Origin of the sequence: Streptomyces sp. NPDC057654, assembly GCF_042800135.1 — a bacterium.
Lineage (GTDB): Bacteria > Actinomycetota > Actinomycetes > Streptomycetales > Streptomycetaceae > Streptomyces.
Window position 1 is genome coordinate 1 of the sequence record NZ_JBHVHQ010000846.1, and the last position, 3,729, is coordinate 3,729.

6 protein-coding genes and 1 pseudogene are annotated in these 3,729 nt (G+C 74.0%); 4 read left to right on the forward strand and 3 right to left on the reverse strand.

Annotated features, from left to right (window positions below):
* The 3 genes and pseudogenes from ACFU99_RS37010 to rpmG form a co-directional block, all read right to left on the reverse strand.
* Window positions 1-127: pseudogene (locus tag ACFU99_RS37010) on the reverse strand (cobalamin biosynthesis protein CobW); the annotation flags it as partial.
* A gap of 23 nt (window positions 128-150) precedes the next feature.
* Complete coding sequence (locus ACFU99_RS37015; protein ID WP_363227636.1) at window positions 151-408, reverse strand: type B 50S ribosomal protein L31; 258 nt, start codon at window positions 406-408, stop codon at window positions 151-153.
* Window positions 409-413: 5 nt separating this feature from the next.
* Complete coding sequence (gene rpmG / locus ACFU99_RS37020) at window positions 414-578, reverse strand: 50S ribosomal protein L33 (RefSeq protein ID WP_030880589.1); 165 nt, start codon at window positions 576-578, stop codon at window positions 414-416.
* Between the two features lie 54 nt (window positions 579-632).
* On the opposite strand from rpmG, the gene rpmB reads away from it, so the two are divergent.
* From rpmB to ACFU99_RS37040, 4 genes are all read left to right on the forward strand, one after another.
* A complete protein-coding gene (rpmB, locus tag ACFU99_RS37025) occupies window positions 633-869 on the forward strand; it encodes a 50S ribosomal protein L28 (RefSeq protein WP_363227635.1) in 237 nt (78 codons plus the stop codon).
* Window positions 869-1,174, forward strand: coding sequence for a 30S ribosomal protein S14 (rpsN, locus tag ACFU99_RS37030; protein ID WP_384401064.1), 306 nt, complete (start codon window positions 869-871; stop codon window positions 1,172-1,174). Before rpmB ends, rpsN begins: the two co-directional genes overlap by 1 nt.
* Before the next feature lie 260 nt (window positions 1,175-1,434).
* The gene (locus tag ACFU99_RS37035; protein WP_384401067.1) at window positions 1,435-3,117 is read left to right on the forward strand and encodes a bifunctional 3'-5' exonuclease/DNA polymerase; all 1,683 of its coding nucleotides are present in this window, start codon (window positions 1,435-1,437) and stop codon (window positions 3,115-3,117) included.
* A 154-nt stretch (window positions 3,118-3,271) separates the two neighbouring features.
* A complete protein-coding gene (locus tag ACFU99_RS37040; protein ID WP_384401070.1) occupies window positions 3,272-3,712 on the forward strand; it encodes an SH3 domain-containing protein in 441 nt (146 codons plus the stop codon).
* The last annotated feature ends 17 nt before the right edge of the window (window positions 3,713-3,729 follow it).

Sequence of the window (3,729 nt, forward strand, 5' to 3'; positions counted from 1 at the left end):
CCGTTCCCTCGGCGGCCGTCGACAGGTCGTGGTGGAGCGCGACGCTCCCCGGCACGTCGCGCAGCAGCCGGTCGACCGCCGCGCGGCGCGCCTCGGAGTGCAGCCCGCCGACGATCGCGACGGGCATCCGGCCGGGGTCGGGGCCTGCCGTCACCGGCCGGCCCCGCGACCGCCGTACCGGCGCTCGAACCGCTCGACGCGCCCGGCGGTGTCCAGGACGCGCGCCGTGCCCGTATAGAAGGGGTGGCTCGCCGAGGAGATCTCGACGTCGATGACGGGATAGGTGTTGCCGTCCTCCCACTCGACGGTCTTCTCGCCGGTGGCGGTGGACCGGGTGAGGAAGGCGTAGCCGGCGGCGCGGTCGCGGAAGACGACGGGCCGGTAGGCGGGGTGGATTCCGGGCTTCATGGCGCTCAGCGCTCCTCTCGGAAGGTGACGTGACGGCCGGCGACCGGGTCGTACTTGCGCAGTTCCATGCGGTCGGGGTCGTTCCGGCGGTTCTTGCGGGTGACGTAGGTGAATCCGGTGCCTGCCGTGGACCGGAGCTTGATGACGGGGCGTGTCTCGTTGCGAGCCATAACCGCTACTATACGAAAACGATTCCCGTTTTCAAAAGAAGGAGGCGCGGCGCCTTGTCCGCCCACTGCCAGCTGACCGGCCGCAAGCCCGGCTTCGGCAACGCCATCTCCCACTCCCACCGGCGCACCCCGCGCCGCTTCGACCCGAACATCCAGCGCAAGCGGTACTGGCTGCCGAGCGAGGGCCGCCACGTCCGGCTCACGCTGAGCGCCAAGGGGCTCAAGACGGTCGACGCGATCGGCGTCGAGGCCGCCGTGGCCCGTATCCGGGCCCGAGGGGGGAAGGTCTGATGGCGAAGAAGAGCAAGATCGCGAAGAACGAGCGGCGGCGCGCCGTGGTCGCCCGCTACGCCGCCCGCCGGGCCCTGCTCAAGGCGGTCGCCCGCGACCCGCGCGCCCCCGAGGAGGAACGGATCGCCGCCCGGCGCGAGCTGAGCCGCCAGCCGCGCGACGCCAGCGCCACGCGCGTACGCAACCGCGACAGCGTCGACGGCCGCCCCCGCGGCTACCTGCGCACCTTCGGCCTCTCCCGCGTGAACCTGCGCAAGCAGGCGCACGCCGGGTTCCTGCCGGGGGTGCGCAAGTCGAGCTGGTGAGGGCGGACCGAGGGTGCGCAAGCCCTGCTGGTGAGGCCGGACCGAGGGTGCCCAAATCCAGCCGGTGAGGCCGGACCGGGCCTGCGGTCCGGCTCCGCGGAGGGTCGCGCCCGCGCCACCGGCCGTTTCCTGTGAACCCCCGCGCCCGCGGGGGCCGGCGCGCACCCGCGCCGCGGGTCCACACCCGTGCGGACCGCCGCGCCCACCCCCGCGGCGCGCACACCGGCCCCATTGTCAGACCCCCCTGCCAGACTCCTTCCATGAGATGGGCAGCGGCAGAGGCGGGCGACGGGGGTGTCCGTCTCTGCCCGCTGACGCCCGACGGGCGCCCCGCCGCCGCTGCCCGTACGGCCGCGAGCCTCGCCGAGGCCGTACGGTCGCAGCCGGACGCCGACCGCTGGGTCTGGCGGTCCACGGCCGAGGCGTACCCGCGCCTCCTGGAGGCCGGGGTCCGCGTCGAGCGGTGTTACGACGTGGAGGCGTCCGAAGCGCTCCTCATCGGCCATGAGGAGGGGCAGGCGGGCCAGCCGCGCTCCCTCGCGGCGGCCTGGGCGCGGCTGCGCGGGCTGCCGGTGCCCGAGGACTCGCCCATACGGGCCGCGGACACCCAGCCGTCCCTCTTCGCGCCGGGCCCGGTGCCGCTGCCGCCCGGCACGGACCCGCTCGACGCGCTCCTGGAGGTGTACGCGGGCCAGCTGGCCCGGATGGACGCCGCCGAGCACCCCGGCCGGCTGCGGCTGCTGACGGCCGCCGAGTCCGCGGGCACGCTCGTGGCGGCGGAGCTGAACCGCGCCGGGGTGCCCTGGCGGGCGGACGTGCACCGGGAGCTGCTGGCCGGGCTGCTCGGCGAGCGCTACCCCGGCGGGCTGGAGCCGCAGCGCCTGGCGGAGCTGGCGGAGCGGGTCTCGGCGGCGTTCGGCGGGGCGCGGGTGCGGCCGGACCTGCCGGCCGACATCGTGAAGGCGTTCGCCAGGGACGGCATCGCGCTGACGTCGACGCGGGCGTGGGAGCTGAAGGAGATCGACCATCCGGCGGTCGAGCCGCTGCTCCAGTACAAGAAGCTCTACCGGCTGCATACGGCGCACGGCTGGTCCTGGCTCCAGTCGTGGGTGCGCGAGGGCCGGTTCCGCGCGGAGTACGTGCCGGGCGGCACCGCCTCCGGCCGCTGGACCACCAACGGCGGCGGCGCGCTCCAGATCCCGAAGGTCGTCCGGCGGGCCGTGGTCGCCGATCCGGGCTGGCGCCTCGTGGTGGCCGACGCCGACCAGATGGAGCCGCGCGTGCTCGCCGCCGTCTCCCGCGATCCGGGGCTGATGGCGGCGGCCGGCAGCGACCGCGATCTGTACGCGGCCCTCGCCGAGCGCGCCTTCGGGGGCGACCGGGACCGCGCCAAGATCGCCATGCTCGGCGCGATCTACGGCCAGACCTCGGGCGACGCCCTCAAGCACATGGCCGATCTGCGCCGCCGCTACCCGGCCGCCGTCGCGTACGTCGACGACGCGGCCCGCGCCGGAGAGGAGGGGAGACTCGTACGGACCTGGCTCGGCCGTACGTGCCCGCCGGCGTCCCTGGCGGCGGCCGACGAGGCGGGGCTTCCGCAGGAGGAGGCCCCTGCCTCGGACGGGCGCGCGTACGGCTCGACGCCCGCCTCCCGTGCCCGCGGCCGGTTCACCCGGAACTTCGTGGTGCAGGGCAGCGCGGCGGACTGGGCGGTGCTGATGCTGGCCGCGCTGCGGCAGGACCTGGCACGGCTGACCGCGGAGCTCGTCTTCTTCCAGCACGACGAGGTGATCGTGCACTGCCCGAAGGAAGAGGCCGACGCCGTCGTCGAGGCGGTCCGCGCGGCGGGCGACCGGGCCGGGCGCGCGGCCTTCGGCGAGACCCCGGTGCGGTTCGCGTTCACGACGGCCGTCGTGGAGTGCTACGCGGACGCCAAGGCGTAACGATTCGCCGCAGGACGGGACACCGGACGGCCGGACAAACCCGCCAACCGAGTGTCGGACAAACGGCTCTCTTTCCGAAGTTTCTCCGAAATAAGGGCTCTTGGCGCACGTAATGTCGCTTTGTGTCATTCGCGACAAGGATCAGGAGACCCTCATGTCCATGACTCCCACCCTCATCACTCACGGCAAGAAGGCCGTGGCAAGCGCAGGCGCCCTCATCACAGCCGCCGCCCTCAGCGCCACGCTCCTCGGCGCGGCCCCGGTCCAGGCGTCCCCGACCCCGTCGACCCCGGCCAAGGCCGCGCCGGCCAGGCCGTACGGCACGGTCGTCACCCGGAGCAAGGAACTGATCGAGCGTCAGTACCCGAGCACCGACTCCGCGGCGCGGGGCAGCCTCAAGCGCGGGGCCCAGGTCGGCCTCCGGTGCAAGGTCCACGCGCAGAACATCGAGAACCGGAACACCATCTGGTACCTGCTGCGGGACCGTGCCGTCTGGGTGACGGCGGCGTACGTGGACAACACCGGAGACGTGAAGTACTGCAAGGACGTCCAGCGCGGCATCCGCCTCGCACCGGGCAAGCACTACGTGGGCTGACCCCCACGGGCTGACAG

What these genes read in the sequence shown, in the direction of transcription:
- ACFU99_RS37015 (WP_363227636.1), bottom strand. Translation starts at nt 408, where the DNA reads ATGAAGCCCGGAATCCACCCCGCCTACCGGCCCGTCGTCTTCCGCGAC.
- rpmG (WP_030880589.1), bottom strand. Translation starts at nt 578, where the DNA reads ATGGCTCGCAACGAGACACGCCCCGTCATCAAGCTCCGGTCCACGGCA.
- ACFU99_RS37035 (WP_384401067.1), top strand. Translation starts at nt 1,435, where the DNA reads ATGAGATGGGCAGCGGCAGAGGCGGGCGACGGGGGTGTCCGTCTCTGC.
- ACFU99_RS37040 (WP_384401070.1), top strand. Translation starts at nt 3,272, where the DNA reads ATGTCCATGACTCCCACCCTCATCACTCACGGCAAGAAGGCCGTGGCA.
- rpsN (WP_384401064.1), top strand. Translation starts at nt 869, where the DNA reads ATGGCGAAGAAGAGCAAGATCGCGAAGAACGAGCGGCGGCGCGCCGTG.